Source organism: Roseomonas nitratireducens, from assembly GCF_017813355.1.
Taxonomy (GTDB): Bacteria; Pseudomonadota; Alphaproteobacteria; order Acetobacterales; family Acetobacteraceae; genus Neoroseomonas; species Neoroseomonas nitratireducens.
The window spans coordinates 24,907-41,907 of record NZ_JAGIYZ010000018.1 but is presented as its reverse complement, the minus strand read 5'-3'; the positions used below and the strand labels follow the sequence as shown (position 1 = coordinate 41,907).

Below are 17,001 nucleotides of genomic sequence, written 5' to 3'. Positions count from 1 at the left end.
TGTGCGTATCGGTTCGCGTCCGCTTACCGTTGAGTAGCGGGTGTCATGCTTCTGTGACGTTGCCCTATGCCGGGCACGCCAAGCGGGATGCCTTCGATGCGCCTACGAATCGTCCACCTGTTGATCGGTCTCCTGGCCGCGATCGTCGTCGTGAACGCCGCCGCCAGCGCCTTCGCGTGGCTGAGCATGCGCGACGATGCCGGGCGGATGGAATCGGTCCGCGACGATACGGTCGAACCGATGCGGCACCTCAAGGCGATCTCCGACGCCTACGCCGTGCAGGTGGTCGATGCCGCGCACAAGGTGCGCAACGGCAACTTCACCTGGGAGGAAGGCGAGGCATCGGTCCTCGCCGCCGTGCGGATCATCGAGTCCAGCTGGACCGCCGTCAGCGCCACGCGCTTCGAAGGCGACGGCGCGGCCGCCTTCGCGCAGGCGCGCGAACGCCGCGCGGTCGCCGAACGCCTCGTCGCCGACCTGCGCCGCGTGCTCGCCGCGCGCGACACGGCGGGCCTCGACACGCTGGTGCGCGAACGCCTCTATGCCGCGATCGACCCCTTCACCGAATCCGTCGGCGCCGTGCTCGATGCCGCGGTCGCCATGGCGCATAGCCGCATCTCGGAAGGCGTCGACGAACTCGGCGAACATACGGCCGTGCTTGCGGTCATGGTGCTGCTCGGCCTGGGCACCGCGCTCATTGCCGGCTGGGTCGTCATCGGACGCGTCACGGGCCCGATCGGGCGCCTGACCGGCGCGATGGGCGCGCTTGCCCGCGGCGACCTTGCCGCCGACGTGCCCGGCGCCGGCCGCCGCGACGAGATCGGCGACATGGCCGCCGCCGTCCTCGTCTTCAAGGAAGGCGCGGTCGAGAATGCCCGCCTGCGCGCCGCCCAGGTCGAGGCCGAGGCCGCCGCCGCCGCTGCCCGCAGGGAGGCGCTGGAAGGCATGGCGCGCCGCGTAGAGGAGGAGACGCGCGGCGCCGTCGATGCCGTCTCCGCCCGCATGACGAGCGTGACGAAGGTCGCGAGCGGCGTCGGCCAGGCCACCGGCCGCATCCGGACGGAGAGCGATTCCGTCGCCGAGGCGGCGCGGGAGGCGCTTGGCGCCACCCAGACCGTGGCCGCCGCGACCGACGAGCTCTCCGCCTCCATCCGCGAGATCGCCGGCCGCGTGACGGATGCTGCCGCCGCCGCCCGGTCCGCCGTGGACGGCGTGGAGCACGGCACGCGCACCATCGTCAGCCTGCAGGACGCGGTCGCCCGGATCGGGGAGGTCGCCGCCCTGATCGCCGACATCGCGGGGCAGACCAACCTGCTCGCCCTGAACGCGACCATCGAGGCCGCGCGGGCCGGCGAAGCCGGCAAGGGCTTCGCCGTGGTGGCGGGGGAGGTGAAGTCGCTCGCCACCCAGACAGCCCGGCGCACCGAGGACATTTCGAAGCAGATCGCGCTGATCACGGCCGCGACGAGCGAGGCGGTGCAGGCCGTGCAGGGCATCGCCCAGTCGGTCGGCGCGCTCGACGGCATCGCGGCCGGCATCGCCGAGGCGATGGACCAGCAGACCGTCGCGACGACCGAAATCGCGCGCGCCGTCTCCTCCGCCGCCTCCGCGGTGCAGGATGTCGAGATGCGGATGAAGGGCGTGGCCGCCGAATCGCGCAGCGGCGCCGATGCGGCGACGGAGATGGCGGGCGCCGCCGAGGACGCGCAGGGTTCGGTGGCGGAGTTGCGCGGCGCGCTCGTCCGCATCGTGCGGACCTCGACCGACGAGGTGGATCGCCGCATGCACGAACGCCATCCCGTGGATCGCGCCGCGACGCTCCGGCTGAATGGCGCCGCGCCGCGGGAGGTGCGCGTCATGGATCTTTCGGAAGGTGGCGCCGGCATCGCGATGACGCCCGGGGAAGCCCGCCACGGGCAGACCGGCAGCCTGCGGCTCGAGGGCACCGAGTTCCCCGTGCGCGTGACCTCGGTCGACAAGGATCGCGTCGGCCTGGTCTTCGGCGCCGCCGGGGCGGATGCGATGGCCGTCGTGCGGCGGATCACGGGGGTGAAGGCGGCGGCGTGACGCAGGCGGCCGGACCGCGGTTCAGCCGGGCTCCGGCGTCGTGTCCAGCGCCAGCGCCCGCGCATAGACCTCCCGCTTCTTGACCCCCGTGGCGGCGGCGACGCTCGCCGCGGCGTCGCGCAGGCTCATTCCGCCGGCGAGGGCCGCGCGCAGCGCGGCGTCGATATCCGCCGCCCCCGCCGCCGCTTCCTCCGGCGCCGGGCCGACCAGGATGCAGATCTCCCCGCGCGCCTCCGCCGTCGCGTAGTGCGCGGCGAGGTCGCCGAGGCTGCCGCGGCGCACTTCCTCGAACCGCTTGGTCAGTTCGCGCGCGACGGCGGCCGGGCGCTCGGGGCCGAGCGCCTCGGCCAGGGCCGCGAGCGCCTCGGCCAGGCGATGGGGCGCCTCGTACAGCACCAGGGTCGCCGAAAGCCCGGCACGCTCGATCCCGCGCAAGCGTGACAATTCGGCCGCGCGCGGCCCCGACCGTGCCGGCAGGAAGCCCAGGAACAGGAAGGGGTGCGGCGGCAGGCCGGACAGCGCCAGCGCCATGACCGCCGCGTTCGGCCCCGGCACGGCCGAAACCTGGATGCCGGCGGCGATCGCCGCGCGCACCAGCCGGTAGCCCGGGTCGCTGACCAGCGGCGTGCCGGCATCGGAGACCAGGGCGAAGGATTCGCCCGCCGCCATGCGTTCGACCAGGCGGGGGGCTTGCGCCGCCTCATTGTGTTCGTGCAAGGGGATCATCGTCGCCGCGATGCCTTGCCGGGCGAGCAGGCCGCCGGTCACCCTGCTGTCCTCGCACAGCACGGCGTCGGCATCCCTGAGCGCCGCCAGGGCCCGCGGCGAGAGATCGCCGAGGTTGCCGATCGGCGTCGCGACCAGCACCAGGCCCGGCCTTCCCGGGCCGCCGGGAGGATCCGAGGACCGTGTCCCTTCTGCCGCGCTTTCCCCTCCCACGCCGCCTGTCCCTCCCCGTGCTCTGCGCCCTTGTGGGGCTCGCGGGCTGCGGGCCGCAAGCCTCGGGCCCCGCGGCGGGGCCGCTGCAGGACCCGCCGCGCAACCGGATCGCGCTGCTGCTGCCGCTGTCGGGGCCCCAGGCGCCGCTCGGCGCGGCCATGCAGCAGGCGGCGGAACTCGCGCTGTTCGAGCGCGGCAACCGCGGCGTCGACTTCCTGCCGATGGACACGGGCGGCACCGCCTCAGGCGCCGCGGCCGCGGCGCGGCGGGCGGTGGGCGAAGGGGCGCGCATGATCGCCGGACCCCTGACCGCGGCCGAGACCTCCGCCGCCTCGGGCCCCGCGCGGGCGGGACGCGTGCCGATCCTCGCCTTCACCAACGATGCCGCGCAGGCCGGCCCCGGCGTCTGGACGCTCGGCGTCACGCCGGCGCAGCAGGTCCGGCGCGCCATGGGTGCCGCCGTGTCGGGCGGGGCGCGGCGCTTCGCCCTCGCCGCCCCCGACGACGCCTTCGGCCGCGCGCTGGCCGAGGCGATGCGCAGCGAGGCCGCGACCTGGACGCTGCCCGACCCCGTCATCCTGCTGCATGCGGCGCGCGCCGACGGCGCGGGGGTGGCGCGCGACCTCGCCGCACGGGCGCCGGGCGGGCTCGACGCGGTGATGATCGGCGGCGCGGGCGCGCAGGCGCGCGGCATCGCGGGCGGGCTCGCGGCGGCGGGCATCGCGCCGGCCCCGCGCATCCTGGGCCATGCGCTCTGGGCGATGGACGCGACGCTCGGCCAGGAACCCGCGCTGCATGGCGCGATCTTCGCCGCCCCCGACCCGCGCAGCCGCGCCCGCTTCGATGCGCGCTACGAAGGCGCCTTCGGCGAGCGCCCGCCGCGGCTGGCCGGCATCGCCTACGACGCGGCGGGGCTCGCCGCGCGCGTGGTGCTGACGCCGCGCGGCCAGTCCGGCCCGAACACGGGGGAGGTGTTCGACGGCGTGGACGGCCCCGTGCGCCTGCAGCCGGAAGGCCGGGTGCAGCGCGGCCTCGCGCTGTTCGCGGTGGAGCCGACGGGCGAGGCGCGCATGGTGGAACCAGCCCCGGCGCCGGGTGCCGCCGGGTCCTGACCGGGCCCATGATCGGGGATGCGCCGCGCCCGGGCCCCTGGCTCCGCGCCAGCCTGACCGTCGCTGGCGCCCCCGCGGGCTGCCTGCTGCTGCTGATGGGGTCCGGCGCGCTGTCGCCCCGGGCCGGCTTCGCGGCGCTGATCGTGACGCTGCTGGCCGGCGCGGGCGTGGCGCATGTCTGGCTCGGCAACCTCGCGCGGCTGGCCGCGCAGATCCGCAGCGCGGCCGCGGGCGGCGACCTGCCGCGCCTGACGGTCGCGCCGCTGCTGCCCTCGGTGCAGGAGGTGGCGGACGGCGTGAACCGGCTGGCCCGCAGCCTCGCCGAGCGCGGCGCGCTGGTCGAGACGCTGCGCCGGGCCGATGCCGCGATCATCGAGGCGCTGCCCGACCCGCTGCTGGTGCTCTCGGAATCCAGGCTGCCGCTGCGTGCGAACCGGGCGGCGCGGGAAATGCTCGGCGCCCCGGCCGATGCCGGCGCGGCGCCGACCGACGCGGCCGCGCTGCTGCGCCACCCCGCGCTGGCGGAAGCGCTGGACCGCGCCCTGGCGGCCAGGCAGCCCATGGTCGCGGACCTGGTGCTGCCGGTGCCGGTGCTGCGCGACCTGGTGGCGCAGATCATTCCCATGGACCCGCCGCTGGCCGATGGCGGGCGCATCCTGGTGCTGCTGTCCGACCGCACGCGGGAGCGGGCGGTGGAGCGGATGCGCGCGGACTTCGTCGCCAATGCCAGCCATGAATTGCGCACGCCGCTCGCCAGCCTGATCGGCTTCATCGAGACGCTGCGCGGTCCGGCGGCCGACGACCCGGCCGCGCAGCAGCGCTTCCTCGGCATCATGGCGGAACAATCGGACCGGATGCGGCGGCTGATCGACGACCTGCTCGGCCTGTCGCGGATCGAGATGGCGGAGCACCAGGCGCCGACCGGGCGGGCCGACGTGGCGTCCGTGGCGCGGGCGGAGGCGGAGGCGATGGCCCCGATCCTCGCGCAGCGGCAGGTTCGGCTCAGCCTCGACCTGCCGGACGCGGCCATCGCCGACCCGGCCGATGCCGACCAGGTGGCGCAGGTGGTGCGCAACCTCCTCGACAACGCGATCCGCCATGGGCGGGAGGGTGGGGAGGTGCGCCTTGCGGTCACCCCCGGTCCTGGGCGCGACGGCCGCCCGGGCGTCACGCTGTCGGTCGCCGATGACGGGCCCGGCGTGCCGCGGGACGAGATCCCCCGCCTGACCGAGCGCTTCTACCGCGTGGACAAGGGGCGGTCCCGGCGGGCGGGGGGGACGGGGCTCGGCCTCGCCATCGTGAAGCACATCGTGAACCGGCACCGCGGGACCCTGGCGATCGAGAGCGAGGAAGGGGCGGGGACCCTGTTCCGGGTGTGGTGGCCGGGGGTCGATCCGGGCCCCGGGACATAAAGATATCATTATGAGTGGCTGTGCTCTCTGGCCTCCCCCGGCCGGGCGTGCTACCGCGCCCGCCTGACATCAACCGTTGAAGAGTGAGAGCGCATGTCCGCTGCCGATTATGTCGTGAAGGACCTCTCCCTGGCCTCCTGGGGCCGCAAGGAGATCTCGATGGCCGAGGACGAGATGCCCGGCCTGATGGCCGTGCGCGCCGAATACGGCCCGTCCCAGCCGCTCAAGGGCGCGCGCGTCGCGGGCTGCCTGCACATGACCATCCAGACCGCCGTGCTGATCGAGACGCTGAAGCATCTCGGCGCCGATGTCCGCTGGTCGTCGTGCAACATCTTCTCCACCCAGGACCACGCCGCGGCCGCGATCGCCGAGACCGGCACGCCGGTCTTCGCCGTGAAGGGCGAGACCCTTCCGGAATACTGGCAGTACGTGAAGCGCACGCTGGAATGGGCCGATGGCGGCACGCCCAACGTGCTGCTCGACGACGGCGGCGACATGACGCTGTTGGTCCACTACGGCCTGCGCGCCGAGCAGGGCGACGTCGCCTTCCTCGACAAGCCGACGAATGAGGAGGAGGAGGTCTTCTTCGCCCTCATCAAGGATTGCCTGAAGACCAAGCCGGGCTGGTTCGCGCAGTTGGCGAAGAACATCGTCGGCGTGTCCGAGGAGACGACGACGGGCGTGCATCGCCTGTACAACATGGCGAAGGAAGGCAAGCTGCTGTTCCCCGCCATCAACGTGAACGACAGCGTAACCAAGTCGAAGTTCGACAACCTGTACGGCTGCCGTGAGTCGCTGGTGGACGCGATCCGCCGCGGCACGGACGTGATGATGGCCGGCAAGGTCGCGATGGTCTGCGGCTTCGGCGACGTGGGCAAGGGCTCCGCCGCCTCGCTGCGCAATGCCGGCTGCCGCGTGATGGTCAGCGAGGTCGATCCGATCTGCGCCCTGCAGGCCGCGATGGAAGGCTATGAGGTCGTGACGATGGAGCAGGCCGCCCCGCAGGCGGACATCTTCGTCACCGCGACCGGCAACATCGACGTCATCACGGTGGACCACATGCGCGCGATGAAGCACCGCGCCATCGTGTGCAACATCGGCCACTTCGACAGCGAGATCCAGGTCGCCGGCCTGCGCAACTACAAGTGGGACAACATCAAGCCGCAGGTGGACGAGATCGAGTTCCCCGACAGCAAGCGCATCATCCTGCTGTCCGAAGGGCGCCTGGTGAACCTCGGCAACGCGACGGGGCACCCTTCCTTCGTGATGTCGGCGTCCTTCACCAACCAGACGCTCGCGCAGATCGAGCTTTGGACGAACCCGGGCAAGTACGAGAAGAAGGTCTACGTGCTGCCCAAGCACCTGGACGAGAAGGTGGCGTCGCTGCACCTCGCGAAGGTGGGCGCGACGCTGACCCGCATGAGCGCGGCGCAGGCTTCCTACATCGGCGTCGAGCAGCAGGGGCCGTTCAAGGCGGAGCAGTACCGCTACTGACCGGCATCGAGGGGGGCGCCGCCCCCCTCGACCCCCCGCCAAAGGCCGAGAGGCCTTTGGAAACCGGTACCTGGGTTACTCCAGGGCTGCGACGCAGGCCCGCAGCAGGGTGGCGATCTCCTCCGCCCGCGCGCGTGGCTCCGTCGCCGTCACCGCGAGCGAGCCCGCCGTGAACGCCGCGCCGAAGCGGATGCGCACGGGATGGCGGCGCGGCAGGCGGCGGTTGCGCGGCATCGCCTCGAATGCGCCCTCGATCAGCGCGGGCACCACGACCACCTGATCCATCCCGTTCAGCACGCGGCCTATGCCGGGCAGGAAGCGCTGCAGCGCGCCATCGGGCGAGCGCCAGGATTCGGGGAACCAGACGAGACCTTCGCCGCGCGCCAGCACCGCGCGCGCCATCGCGGTGACCTGCGCGGGCTGCCGTTCATCGACCGGGAAGACATGGAAGGCGCGGGCGAAGGCGCGCGCGCCCGCGCTGCCGAACAGCCGCTCCACCGCCCCGCCCCACCACAGGCGTCGCATCGCGCCGAAAGGCAGCGCCGCCGCGACCAGCCCGGGATCGAGGTCGCTGACATGGTTGGCGACGATCACGAAGGGGCCGTCGCGCGGCACGGCGTCTGCGCCGATGGCGGAGAGCGAGAACATCGCCCGCCCGATCCCGCGCGCCATCGCCCAGCCGGCGAAGCGCACCGGCAGCAGCAGCGACGAAGGCGGCGTCGTCGCGCGCGCGGCATCGGCCGCCAGGTCGGCGGCGCTGCGCACGGGCATGGCGGGCGCGCCGCCGGCCGCGCGCTCCAGCAGCGCGCGCAGGCTCGTCATCTCCGCCATCTCCTCCTCGGTCAGGCGCAGCCCGGTCCGGCTTTCGATGTCGAGCGCGAGGGAGACCCATTCCAGGCTGTCGATGCCGAGGTCGAGCGCGGGATGCGCGCCGGGCGACAGCTGCTTGCCGGCGTAGCGCGCCGAAAGGATCTCCCACACCTCCCGCGCCCCCGGGGTGGCGATCAGCGCCGCTTCCTCCTCCGTCAGCGGCGGCGGCGGGGCAGCGCGGCCGGCGCGGAGCTCGTCGTAGAGCGCGGCCAGCCGGAAGCGCTGCACCTTGCCCAGCCGCGTGCGCGGCAGCGGCTCCCGCGCCAGCGCATAGCCGGCGAGGCGCTGGAACGACGGCAGGCCCTGCGCCGCTTCCGCCAGCGCGACGCGCACCACGTCCTCCGCGCGCGTGCTGCCGGTGGCGCGCACCGCGGCGAGGTCCGGCACCACCAGCGCGACCAGCGTGCCGTCCTTCTCCAGCACCGCGACTTCCTTGATGACGGGGTCGGCGGCGTAGGCGGCCTCCACCTCCTCCGGCATCACGTTCTTGCCGCCGCCGAGGACGATTACCTCCTTGCTGCGGCCGGTCACGTGCAGGAAGCCGTCGGTGTCGATGCGGCCGAGGTCGCCGGTGCGAAACCAGCCATCCTCGGTGAAGGAGGCGGCGTTCGCCTGCGGGTTGTTGCGGTAGCCGGAGAACACGTTGGGGCCGCGCAGCAGGATCTCGCCGATGCCGAGCGCGTCGGGCTGATCGATGCGCATCGCGGTGCCGGCCGCGACGGGCCGGCCTTCCGAGCCGACGCGCTGCGCGGCGGGGGTGTTGCCGGTGAAGAGCGAGGCGGTCTCGGCGAGGCCGTAGCCGTTCAGGACCCGCCAGCCGAGCGCCTCCAGCGTCCAGGTCGCGTCGGTGTCGAGCCTCGCGCCGCCCGAGACCATGAGCCGCAGGCTGGGCGCCATCTGCGCATGCAGCGCGCCGAACAGCCGCCGGCCAGGGTCGAGCCCGCCCTTGCGCAGGCTGGTCGCGAGTTCGAGCAACGCGCGGAAGATCGCCTGCGGCACGCGCCCGCGCGCCGCGACCCGCGCTTCCAGCCCCGCCAGCAGCGCGACATACAGCCGGGGGACGCCGATCATGATCGTCGCCTCCCCCTCCCTCAGCGCCTGCACGAGCAGCGGGCCGGTGACCGCTTCCGGCAGCACGATGGCGGCACCCGATGCGATCGGCGTCATCAGCCCGACGAGGAAGGGATAGACGTGGTGCAGCGGCAGCGGCACCAGCATCCGGTCCTCCGGCCCGATCATGTCCGTCGCGATCACGCCCCGGAGGTTCGCGGTCAGGTTCGCATGCGTCAGCGCGAAGGATTTCGGCGCGCCGGTGGTGCCTGACGTGTAGACGACCATCGCCTCCGCCTCGGGCGGCAGGTCGGGCAGCGGCGCGGCGGCCTCGGCGCGCAGCGCGTGCCAGCCCTCCGGCGCATCGGGCCGGTCCACCAGCACGACGCGCAGCCCGTCCCGTGGCGGGAAGGCGGCGGCATGCGCGGCGGAGGCGAAGAGCCAGCGGCAGCCCGCATCGGCGATGATGGCGGCGGCTTCCTCGGCCCCCGACAGGTCGTCGATCGCGACCGGCAGCGCGCCGGCGGCGCCGAGGGCGAGGCGCACCACGATCCAGTCGGGCGAGTTCGGCGCGTGGATCGCGACCGGCTCCCCCGGCGTGATGCCCGCGGCGACGAGGCCCGTCGCCAGCTGCTCGATGTCGCGTGCCAGCGCATCGCCGGGCCAGGCGCGTGGCCGGCCATTCTCCATCGTCACGACAGCCGGCCGCGGCCCGCGCGAGGCGAGCGCGGCGACCAGGCGCGCGGGGGTCCAGCAGGCGGCGTCCATCCTTGGGCGTCTCCGATCGGGGCGCCGGTCAGATGGGGGTGTCAGGCCACCTCGAACAAGCCCGCCGCGCCCTGGCCGCCGCCGACGCACATGGTCACGACCACGAAGTTCACGCCACGCTTCTTGCCCTCGATCAACGCGTGCGCGGCCATGCGCGCGCCGGACATGCCATAGGGATGGCCGATCGAGATGGCGCCGCCATCGACGTTGAGCAGATGGTCGGGGATGCCGAGGCGGTCGCGGCAGTACAGCACCTGGCAGGCGAAGGCCTCGTTCAGCTCCCATAGGCCGATATCCTCGACCTTCAGGCCGTGCTGCTTCAGCAGCTTCGGCACGGCGAAGACCGGCCCGATGCCCATCTCCCCCGGATCGCAGCCGGCGACGGCCATGCCGCGATAGATGCCGAGCGGCTGGAGTCCGCGCCGCGACGCCTCCGCTTCCTCCATCAGCACGCAGGCCGAGGCGCCGTCGCTGAGCTGGCTGGCATTCCCCGCCGTGATGAAGCGGCCCTGCTTGACCACCATGCCGTCCTTGAACACCGGCTTGAGCGACTGCAACCCCTCGAGCGTCGTGTCGGCGCGGTTGCCCTCGTCCTTCTTGAGCGTCGTCGGGACATCCAGGACCTCCCCCGTCTCCTTGTTCGCGAGCTTCATGACGGAGGGCAGCGGCACGATCTCGTCGTCGAAGGCGCCGCGCGCCTGGGCGGCGGCGGTTCGAAGCTGGCTGCGATAGGCGTATTCGTCCTGCGCGTCGCGGCCGATGCCGTAGCGTTCGGAGACGATCTCCGCGGTCTCGAGCATCGACATGTACAGCTGGGGCACGCGTTCCATGAGCGCGGGGTCGGCGCGGCGGTGCCAGTTGGCCTTTTCGTTCTGCACGAGAGAGATGGATTCGAGCCCGCCACCCACCGCGACCTGCATGCCGTCATGCAGGATCTGCTTCGCCGCGGTGGCGATGGCCATGAGGCCGGAGGAGCATTGCCGGTCGAGGCTCATGCCCGGCACCGTGTCCGGGCAGCCGGCGGCGAGTGCCACCTGACGGCCGACATTGCCGCCCTGGCAGCCCTGCTGGAGGGCGGCGCCCATGATCACGTCCTCGACCTCCGCCGGGTCGAGGCGCGCGCGGTCGATCGCCGCGCGCACGGCGTGGCCGCCGAGCGTCTGCGCGTTGGTGTCGTTGAAGGCGCCGCGATATGCACGCCCGATCGGCGTGCGGGCGGTGGAGACGATGACGGCGCTGCGCATGGCGCTTCCTTCCCTGCGTTGGTTGGCGGGGACGGTAGCGCAGGCGGTCAGGGCGCGCCCAGCCGCTTCCACACCCCGTCGGCGGTGGCGACGATGCGATCGCCCACCGTGATCTGCCCGCGCACGAAGACGACCGACCGCGTGGCGCGCACCGCTTCCGCCCGCGCTTCCAGGAATTCCCCGGCCTTGGCGCCGGAGACGAAATGCGTGTTGAGCTGGATGGTCACGACGGGGCCGCGCTTGGCCGCTTCCCAGCAGGTCACGCCCAGGATCTGGTCGAGGAAGGTGACGAGCATGCCGCCATGGATGATGCCATGCGCATTGCCGTGGCGCGGTTCCGCGACCAGGCCATAGGCCCAGCCATCGCCTTCCTTCTTCGACCAGAAGGGGCCGACGAGGGTGGGGAACCCCTCCTCATGCCAGCGGAGATGCTTCCAGCCATGCGCGGCGGGGTCGAAGGGGGCGGGCGCGTCGGTCATGGCGGTGGCTTCGCCCGGCGCGGCGGCGGCGTCAACGGGGGGCGCCCAGGACCGCAGGAATCGACGCGGTCCCGCGGAAAACATGCGCAGGCCTCGTCGCGCGGCCTTGGCACGGCGCGAAACGGGTCTAGCGTGGCGGCCATGCGCCTGTACCACGCCCCCGGCTCGCCCTATGCCCGCATCGCCCGCATGGCGGTGATCGAACTCGCCCTGGCCGACCGCGTGTCGGTGGAGGAGGCGACGCTGCGCGACCCTGCCTCCGTCCTGCTGCCCTTCAACCCGGTGGGCCGCGTGCCGGCGCTGGTGATGGACGACGGGACGACCATCACCGAGACGACGCCGGTGCTGATGATGCTCGACAGCCTGGTGGAACCCGCGCGGCGCCTGCTGCCCGGGCCCGACGCGCCGCGCGCGCTGGCCGCCTATGGCCGCGTGCTCGGCATGATGGACGGCATCGCGGTGTGGAACCGCGAACTGCGCCGGCCCGAGCATGAACGCAGCCCCGGCGTCATCGCGCTGGAAGCGCTGCGCGCCGTGCGCATCGCCGATGCGCTGGAACGCGACGCGGCGGCGGGCGGCTTCGCAGCGCGCGACGCGGCGTGGTTCGCGCTGGTGGCGCTGCTCGGCTATTGCGAGGTGCGCCACCCCTCCTTCGCCTGGCGGCAAGGGCGGCCGGTGCTGTCCGCGCTGTTCGACGCGGCGCAGGCGCGGCCCTCGGTCGCGGCGACGGTGCCGCCGCCGCGCTGAGGGATCAGGACGGCATGCGGATGTTCCGCGTGCGGATGAGGTTGCCCCACTTCTCGCTCTCCCGCGTCCAGTAGGTCGCGAATTCCGCCGGCGTGCCGCCGACCGGATCGGCGCCCTGGGCGATGACCCGCTGGCGGAAGGCTGGGTCCGCCACCGCCGCGCGCACCGCGGCCGCGATCGCCTCCGTCACCGGCGCCGGCAGGCCGGCGGGGCCGAGGATCGCCATGTCGGTCGAGGATTCGAAGCCCGCGACGCCGGCATCCTGCAGGGTGGGCACATCGGGCGCGAGCGGCGAGCGCGTGGCGGTCGACACCGCGAGCATCTTCAGCGTGCCGGCCTGGCGGTGCGGCAGCGCCGTGATGGCGTCGATGAAGGACATCTTCGTCTCGCCCGACAGCACCGCCTGGGCCGACGGCGCGCCGCCGCGATAGGGCACGTGCACCATGTCGAGCCCCGCCGCGGCCATCAGCAGCTCGGTCGCGAGGTGGCTCGTCGCGCCGATGCCGGCGGAGGAGAAGTTCACCTGCCCCGGCCGCGCGCGCACATAGGCCAGGAACTCCTGGATCGTGGCCACGGGCACGGAGGGATGCACGCAGACCGCCTGCGCCGTGCGCGCGACCAGCGTCACGCCGGTGAAGGCCGTGCGGTTGTCGTAGGGCAGTTGCGTGAGGAGATGCGGCGCGATGGCGTAGGTGCTGTTGGTGCCGAAGATCAGCGTCGCGCCATCCGGCCGCTGCTGCGCGACGTGGCCGTGGCCGATCGTGCCGGAGGCGCCGGCGCGGTTCTCCACCACGAAGGGATGGCCGAGGGTTTCCGAGAAGCGCTGCGCGAAGAGCCGCGCCATGGTGTCCGACGATCCGCCGGGCGGCCAGGGATTCACCAGGGTGACCTGGCGCGTCGGCCAGGCGGCCTGCGCGCGGGCGACGTGCAAGGCGGGCACGGCAAGGGATGCGCCGAGCAGCGCGCGGCGGCTGGTGCTTGTCATGACGGGGCCTCCTGGGGGGTGGGAAGATCGATGACGAGGTTGCGGAAGGCATCCACTGTCACGCGCGCGCCGGGCGGCACGACGCAGGTGGATTCGCGCTCCTCGACCAGCGCCGGGCCGGCGAAGGCCGCGCCGGGGGCCAGCGCGTAGCGGTCGATCACCGCGCAGTCGCACCAGCCATGGCCTTCAAACAGGGCGCTGCGCGTGCCGCGCGCCGCGGCGCGGCCCTCGGCGATGTTCGCACCCTTCATGTCGATGTCGCGCCCGGGTGCCGCGGCGGCGAGGCGCCAGGTCAGCGCCTCCACCGGCAGTTCATCGAGCGCGCGGCCGAAGCGTTCGCGATACGCGGCGAGGAAAGATTCGCGGATCGCCGGCAGGTCGGCCGCGGTCGGCGCCATGGTCGGCAGCGGCACGGGGATCTCGAAGCCCTGGCCGACATAGCGCATGTCGGCCGCCGGGCGGAACGCGATCGCCGCCGGATCGGCGCCCGCGCCGGTCAGCAGCGCGCGGGCTTCCGCCTCCATCTCGGCATACAGCGCGGCGACCTTGCCCCAGTCGAGCCGTTCCAGCCGCCCGACCAGGCTGCGCACCAGGTCGGTCGCCGGCGGGGCGACGAGGAAGCCGAGCGCGGAGGCGACGCCGGCGCCGAGCGGCACGAGCACGCGACCCATCTTAAGCCGCCGCGCGAGGTCGCAGGCATGCACCGGCCCCGCGCCGCCGAAGGCGACCAGCGTGTAGCGCCGCGGGTCGCGGCCTTTCTCGGCCAGGTGCATGCGCGTCGCGGCCGCCATGGTCTCGTCCACGATGCGCCGGATGCCGAGCGCGGCGTCGTCCGGCGTCACGCGCAGCGAGGTCGCGAGCCGGTCGGTTACGGCGCGCTTCACGGCATCGAGGTCGAGCGCCATCTCCCCACCCAGGAAGTAGGCGGGGTCGAGCCGGCCGAGCACGAGGTCGGAATCCGTCACCGTCGGCTCCGTGCCGCCGCGCCCGTAGCAGATCGGCCCCGGCTTCGCGCCCGCGCTGCGGGGCCCCACCTTCATCAGCCCGGAGCCTTCGTCGACGCGCGCGATGGAACCCCCGCCGGCGCCGATCTCGATCATGTCGACGACGCTGACCTTGAGCGGCAGGCCCGATCCCTTCTGGAAGCGGCGCACGCGGCCGGCCTCGAACTCGAACTTCCGGTCGGGCGCGCCGTTCTCGATCAGGCACATCTTCGCCGTGGTGCCGCCCATGTCGTAGGAGACGACGTGGTCGAGCCCCGATTGCCGCGCGAGCCAGGACGCCGCCATCGCGCCCGCCGCCGGGCCGGATTCGATCAGGCGGATGGGAAAGTCCTTCGCCTCCTGCACGCTCGCGATGCCGCCGCCCGAGAGCATGACATAGAGCGCGCCAGTGACGCCGAGTTCCGCCAGCCGCGCCTCGAGCCGGTCCAGGTAGCGCAGCATGCGCGGCTGGACATAGGCGTTGGCGCAGGCGGTGGAGATGCGCTCGAACTCGCGGATCTCCGGCGCGACGGCGGAGGAGAGGGTCAGCGCGATGCCGGGATGCGCGGCGCGGACGATCTCGGCCGCGCGCTTCTCGTGCCGCGCGTCGCGCCAGGCATGCATGAAGCCGATGGCGATGGCCTCCACGCCCTCCGCCACCAGCGCCGCGGCCTGGCGCGCGACGGCCGCTTCGTCCAGTGGCTTCAGTTCGGCGCCATGCACGTCGAGCCGGCCCGGGACTTCGAGCCGCAGCGCCCGCGGCACCAGAGTCGGCGCGGGTTCGAGGAACAGGTCGTAGAGGTCGTAGCGCGTCTCCTTGCCGATCTCGATGGAGTCGCGGAAGCCTTCCGTCGTCAGCAGCCCGACCTTGCAGCCGGTGCGCTCGATGATGGTGTTGGTCACCAGCGTCGTGCCATGCACCACGGAATGCAGCGCGGCGGGCGGCAGGCCGGTTTCCTCGAGCAGGCGCGCGATGCCGGCGACGATCGCCTCGGACGGATCGTCGGGCGTGGTCAGGCGCTTGCCGGTGGCGACCAGGTTGCGCGCGGGGTCGTGCAGGACGAAGTCGGTGAAGGTGCCGCCGACATCGACACCGATGCGTGCGGTGGGGGTCATGACTTCACCCCGTAGTCGCGCGCCGCGCCTTCGGCCGTGACGTAGCCGTTCCGCACATCCTCGGCGAGCGCCGCCGGGTCGCGCGCCTTCGGGTCGCCATACCCGCCGCCCCCCGCATAGTGCATCCGCAGCCGCGCGCCGGCCGCGACCGTGGTGCGGGACTTCGGATGCGGCCGCGTGCCGTCCGCGAGTTCGATCAGCGCCGCCCCGCCCGGCCCGCCGCCGAGCACGCCGAGCGCCGGATGGTCGCGCCGGTCCGACAGCAGGGAGAGCCGCACCGCGTCGGGTGCGCGCACCTCGATCTCCACCTCCTGCCCCAGCCCGCCGCGGAACCTTCCCGCGCCGCCGGAATCGGGCAGCAGCTGCTTCTTCCAGACGACCAGCGGCGCGACGCTTTCATAAGCCTCGATCGACCCCGCGCCGACATTGGTCGGGAAGGCGGTGGTCGGCAGCCCGTCCCGGTGCGGGGAAGCGCCCATGCCGCCCGATGCGAAGAGCACCTGGGAGAAGCGGTCCCCATCCGCGGTCATGCCGCTGAACAGCGCGCGCATGGTCGGCGCGCCGCCGCATTCGGCGATGATCTTCTCCGGCATCACCGGCGCCAGCGCCTTGTAGATCGCGCCCGCCAGCAGGTGCCCCGTGAGTTGCCGCGCGCTGCACGGCGCGGGGAAGCGGGGGTTGAGGATGCTGCCCTCGGGCGCGGCGACGGTGATCGCCTGGTAGGACCCCTCGTTGCGCGGCGTGAAGGGGTCGAGCGCGCATTTGATCGGATAGACCGAATAGGCGTGGGTGTAGTTCATCACGCAGTTGATGCCGCGATCGACCTGCGGGGAGGTCCCGGCGAAGTCGATATGCATGGTGTCGCCGCGGATCGTCACCTCGCAGACGATGCGCGTGATCGCCTCGTCGAAGCCGTCCGCCTCCAGCACGCTGCGCCAGGTGCCGTCGGGAAGTGCCGCGATGGCGCGGCGCATCGCGGCGTCGGCGCGGGCGGTCAGCGCGGCCGACAGCCCCTGCAGGTCGGGCAGTCCGGTGTCGGAGAGGAATTCGGCGACGCCCTGCGCGCAGACGCGGTTGGCGACGACCTGCGCCTCCAGGTCGCCCAGCACCTGGCGCGGCACGCGCACGTTGGACAGCAGGATGTCCACCAGCTGTTCGTTGCGTTCCCCCGCGCGATACAGGCGCGAGGGCGGGATGCGGATGCCTTCCTCGAACAATTCGCGGCAATCGGCCGACCAGAGCGATCCGCCGACATCCGGCGAATGGGAGATCGACCCCGCGAAGCCCACCAGCGCGCCGCGGTGGAAGATCGGCGTCACCGCCGTGAAGTCCGGCAGGTGGCCGGTGGCGAGCCAAGGGTCGTTGGTGATGACGCAGTCGCCCGGCTGCCAGGTCTCGGCCGGGAAGCGTTCCAGGAAGGTCTTGGTCGTCTTGGGCAGGATGCAGGAGAAGGAGGCGATGCCGCCGGTGTTCTCGCTCACGCTGTCGCCGTTGCGGTCCATCAGCACCGTGGCGAAGTCGTTCGACTCGCGCACGATGGTGGAGAAGGCGGTGCGCAGCAGGCCGGTGGCGGCCTCGTCGGCGATGGAGATCAGCCGGGACCAGTGGATCTCAAGGCTGATGGGGTCGAAGGCGTCGGGCTCGGGCATGGGGGGATGGTTCAACCGCGCGGCCACGGGCGCAACCCACCAAATGCAGGCGGGCGCCCTGGACCTTCCGGCCATGCGCGGTTCTA

General features: G+C 73.0%; 12 protein-coding genes. 5 read left to right on the top strand and 7 right to left on the bottom strand.

Annotation, left to right across the window (positions count from 1 at the left end; genetic code table 11):
- The first annotated feature begins 96 nt into the window (after positions 1-96).
- Positions 97-2,067: a methyl-accepting chemotaxis protein gene (locus J5Y09_RS17450; protein ID WP_209353104.1), complete on the top strand. Its 1,971-nt coding sequence runs from the start codon at positions 97-99 to the stop codon at positions 2,065-2,067.
- 21 nt (positions 2,068-2,088) lie between these two features.
- On the opposite strand, the gene rsmI is transcribed toward J5Y09_RS17450, so the two are convergent.
- A complete protein-coding gene (gene rsmI / locus J5Y09_RS17445) occupies positions 2,089-3,006 on the bottom strand; it encodes a 16S rRNA (cytidine(1402)-2'-O)-methyltransferase (protein WP_408904063.1) in 918 nt (305 codons plus the stop codon).
- Between rsmI and J5Y09_RS17440 the strand changes: the two genes are divergently transcribed.
- The 3 genes from J5Y09_RS17440 (at position 2,976) to ahcY (ending at position 7,024) form a co-directional block, all read left to right on the top strand.
- Positions 2,976-4,118, top strand: coding sequence for a penicillin-binding protein activator (locus J5Y09_RS17440; RefSeq protein ID WP_209353102.1), 1,143 nt, complete (start codon positions 2,976-2,978; stop codon positions 4,116-4,118). The genes rsmI and J5Y09_RS17440 overlap by 31 nt on opposite strands.
- Before the next feature lie 8 nt (positions 4,119-4,126).
- A complete protein-coding gene (locus J5Y09_RS17435) occupies positions 4,127-5,530 on the top strand; it encodes an ATP-binding protein (protein WP_209353101.1) in 1,404 nt (467 codons plus the stop codon).
- Positions 5,531-5,623: 93 nt separating this feature from the next.
- Positions 5,624-7,024: an adenosylhomocysteinase gene (gene ahcY, locus J5Y09_RS17430; RefSeq protein ID WP_209353100.1), complete on the top strand. Its 1,401-nt coding sequence runs from the start codon at positions 5,624-5,626 to the stop codon at positions 7,022-7,024.
- Between the two features lie 75 nt (positions 7,025-7,099).
- On the opposite strand, the gene J5Y09_RS17425 is transcribed toward ahcY, so the two are convergent.
- The 3 genes from J5Y09_RS17425 to J5Y09_RS17415 are packed head-to-tail and all read right to left on the bottom strand — an operon-like array spanning position 7,100 to position 11,435.
- Positions 7,100-9,712, bottom strand: a complete 2,613-nt coding sequence (locus tag J5Y09_RS17425; RefSeq protein WP_209353099.1) for an AMP-binding protein — start codon at positions 9,710-9,712, stop codon at positions 7,100-7,102.
- Between the two features lie 41 nt (positions 9,713-9,753).
- On the bottom strand, positions 9,754-10,956 hold the full coding sequence (locus J5Y09_RS17420) for an acetyl-CoA C-acyltransferase (RefSeq protein WP_209353098.1): 1,203 nt from the start codon (positions 10,954-10,956) through the stop codon (positions 9,754-9,756).
- 47 nt (positions 10,957-11,003) lie between these two features.
- On the bottom strand, positions 11,004-11,435 hold the full coding sequence (locus tag J5Y09_RS17415) for a PaaI family thioesterase (protein ID WP_209353097.1): 432 nt from the start codon (positions 11,433-11,435) through the stop codon (positions 11,004-11,006).
- A 141-nt stretch (positions 11,436-11,576) separates the two neighbouring features.
- On the opposite strand from J5Y09_RS17415, the gene J5Y09_RS17410 reads away from it, so the two are divergent.
- The gene (locus J5Y09_RS17410; protein ID WP_245217211.1) at positions 11,577-12,182 is read left to right on the top strand and encodes a glutathione S-transferase family protein; all 606 of its coding nucleotides are present in this window, start codon (positions 11,577-11,579) and stop codon (positions 12,180-12,182) included.
- 4 nt (positions 12,183-12,186) lie between these two features.
- Here J5Y09_RS17410 and J5Y09_RS17405 read toward each other — a convergent pair whose 3' ends face one another.
- From J5Y09_RS17405 to J5Y09_RS17395, 3 genes are read right to left on the bottom strand one after another with little or no spacing between them, the layout of a single operon-like run.
- Positions 12,187-13,167: a Bug family tripartite tricarboxylate transporter substrate binding protein gene (locus tag J5Y09_RS17405; RefSeq protein ID WP_209353095.1), complete on the bottom strand. Its 981-nt coding sequence runs from the start codon at positions 13,165-13,167 to the stop codon at positions 12,187-12,189.
- On the bottom strand, positions 13,164-15,266 hold the full coding sequence (locus J5Y09_RS17400) for a hydantoinase/oxoprolinase family protein (protein WP_209353094.1): 2,103 nt from the start codon (positions 15,264-15,266) through the stop codon (positions 13,164-13,166). Before J5Y09_RS17400 ends, J5Y09_RS17405 begins: the two co-directional genes overlap by 4 nt.
- On the bottom strand, positions 15,263-16,915 hold the full coding sequence (locus J5Y09_RS17395; RefSeq protein WP_209353093.1) for a hydantoinase B/oxoprolinase family protein: 1,653 nt from the start codon (positions 16,913-16,915) through the stop codon (positions 15,263-15,265). The genes J5Y09_RS17400 and J5Y09_RS17395 overlap by 4 nt, the downstream gene beginning before the upstream one ends.
- Between the last annotated feature and the right edge of the window lie 86 nt (positions 16,916-17,001).

Bases quoted from the DNA above. Each gene is read 5' to 3' on its own strand.
- J5Y09_RS17425 (WP_209353099.1), bottom strand. From the start codon at position 9,712: ATGGACGCCGCCTGCTGGACCCCCGCGCGCCTGGTCGCCGCGCTCGCC.
- J5Y09_RS17450 (WP_209353104.1), top strand. From the start codon at position 97: ATGCGCCTACGAATCGTCCACCTGTTGATCGGTCTCCTGGCCGCGATC.
- ahcY (WP_209353100.1), top strand. From the start codon at position 5,624: ATGTCCGCTGCCGATTATGTCGTGAAGGACCTCTCCCTGGCCTCCTGG.
- J5Y09_RS17415 (WP_209353097.1), bottom strand. From the start codon at position 11,435: ATGACCGACGCGCCCGCCCCCTTCGACCCCGCCGCGCATGGCTGGAAG.
- J5Y09_RS17400 (WP_209353094.1), bottom strand. From the start codon at position 15,266: ATGACCCCCACCGCACGCATCGGTGTCGATGTCGGCGGCACCTTCACC.
- J5Y09_RS17395 (WP_209353093.1), bottom strand. From the start codon at position 16,915: ATGCCCGAGCCCGACGCCTTCGACCCCATCAGCCTTGAGATCCACTGG.
- J5Y09_RS17435 (WP_209353101.1), top strand. From the start codon at position 4,127: ATGATCGGGGATGCGCCGCGCCCGGGCCCCTGGCTCCGCGCCAGCCTG.
- J5Y09_RS17410 (WP_245217211.1), top strand. From the start codon at position 11,577: ATGCGCCTGTACCACGCCCCCGGCTCGCCCTATGCCCGCATCGCCCGC.
- J5Y09_RS17420 (WP_209353098.1), bottom strand. From the start codon at position 10,956: ATGCGCAGCGCCGTCATCGTCTCCACCGCCCGCACGCCGATCGGGCGT.
- J5Y09_RS17405 (WP_209353095.1), bottom strand. From the start codon at position 13,167: ATGACAAGCACCAGCCGCCGCGCGCTGCTCGGCGCATCCCTTGCCGTG.